This is a genomic window from Acinetobacter sp. 228 (assembly GCF_048147885.1).
In genome coordinates, this window is record NZ_JAYWYV010000151.1 from 1 (window position 1) to 1714 (window position 1714).

The window sequence follows — 1714 nt, forward strand, 5'->3', positions numbered from 1 at the left end:
TGGAATAGGCTGACCTGAATAATGATCTCCATTTGAAACAATCGGATAACCATAGTTTTCGCCTTTGGTAATAATATTAAGCTCATCACCACCTTTAGGCCCCATCTCAACCACCCATAGCTGTCCTTTACGGTCAAAGGCCATTCCTAATGGGTTACGATGTCCAAGTGACCATATTTCAGCAGTGACACCGCCTTGCTCATAAAAAGGGTTACCTAAGGCTGCTGAACCGTCGTCATTTAAACGCAAGATTTTGCCCAAGTTGCTTTTCATATTTTGGGCAGGGTCAAACTTTTGGCGCTCACCTGAACTGACCCAAAGCTTACCATCTGCACCAAAAAGCATGCGATGCCCATAATGGCCTTGTCCTGAGACTTTAGGTACTTGTTGCCAAATCTGCTTTACATCGGTGAGTTTTGGCTGATTAGGATTAGATAAATCTAATTTTGCACGTGAAATCACTGCACCAGACCCACCTTGCCCTTTGGCTGCATAACTAAGATATATCCAGTGGTTTTTGGCAAAGTCCGGGTGCAAGGCTACATCACCTAAACCGCCCTGCCCACCATAACTTACGGCTGGAATACCACCCAACATCTGTTTATTTTGTGGATTAAAAATTTTTAGCTTACCTTGCCGTTCAGTCACCAATAACCGCTGATCAGGCAAACTGGTGATCGCCCAAGGCTCATTAAAATGTGCGACTGCCTCGACCTGATAAGTTTGTTTGGCAGCACTGGTCTGCTCTGTTTTTGCAGTTGTATTTTGTTCAGGATTTTTTGAATTAGTATTATTAGAGCCACAGGCCATTAACAAGAAGAAACTACTACATAATAAGGGGGCTGCTAATCGTCTCATCATTTTTATCTCCTTTTGCTTTTATTTTTATATAACGGAGATGATTAAAAAATTTACGATAAAAATGTTACTTTATTATACGCTGTAATTAAAAATGCTCATCGGGAGCGTATTAACGCACCCAACGCACCACATAATCTTCGATATCATCTTCATGTACATCAGTTTCAGGAATACAACGCCCTGCTACCGACTTTTTCGCTTTCACTACGCTTTGTCTGGAACCCGTATTTAAATAGTGCCAAGAAGGTAAATTTTTGCCTTCATTCAAACGTTTATAGGCACAGCTCGATGGCAGCCAGTGTATGGTTTTTAAGGTTTCCGGTGTTAGTTGTAAACAGTCGGGTACTTGCTGCTGACGGTTTGGGTAGTCAGAACAACGTCCAGTATTGCAATCAAGTAACTTGCACGCCACTTTGGTGTACGCAACTTCATGTGTATCTTCATCTTCTAGCTTGACCAAACAGCACAATCCGCATCCATCACACAGTGCCTCCCACTCAGCCTGAGTCAGTTGCTCTAGCGTATAATTTTTCCAAAACAATGGACGAAGTGAGGTCTCGGTAGACATAAGATTTTAACGGCTATATAGATCAAGCAAAATCAGATTATAGCATTGAAGTACGCTGGTCTTAAGAAAAGAAGCCGTATTTTTGGCATCACAAAATGATTGTTTAATATACATTTCAACCACATAAACGACACATTTCGTGCAAAAAACACGCTATATAGTAAAAAGACAATGAAAAATAAGGAGGACAGCATATGTTCCGTTGGGCAATAATTTTTGCAGTGATTGCACTCATTGCCAGTCTATTAGGGTTTGGTGGTGTTGCAGGGTTATCTAAAGACTTTG

General features: G+C 41.2%; 3 protein-coding genes. 1 reads left to right on the forward strand and 2 read right to left on the reverse strand.

The annotated features are described in order from the left end of the window. Both VXQ92_RS16840 and VXQ92_RS16845 read right to left on the reverse strand, forming a co-directional pair. On the reverse strand, positions 1-858 hold an 858-nt coding region (locus tag VXQ92_RS16840), incomplete at its 3' end, for a PQQ-dependent sugar dehydrogenase (RefSeq protein WP_416682589.1). 112 nt (positions 859-970) lie between these two features. Then, positions 971-1429: a YcgN family cysteine cluster protein gene (locus VXQ92_RS16845; RefSeq protein ID WP_000102817.1), complete on the reverse strand. Its 459-nt coding sequence runs from the start codon at positions 1427-1429 to the stop codon at positions 971-973. A gap of 194 nt (positions 1430-1623) precedes the next feature. On the opposite strand from VXQ92_RS16845, the gene VXQ92_RS16850 reads away from it, so the two are divergent. Further along, positions 1624-1714 (forward strand): DUF1328 domain-containing protein (locus VXQ92_RS16850; protein WP_416682590.1); only part of this gene is annotated, 91 nt, incomplete at its 3' end.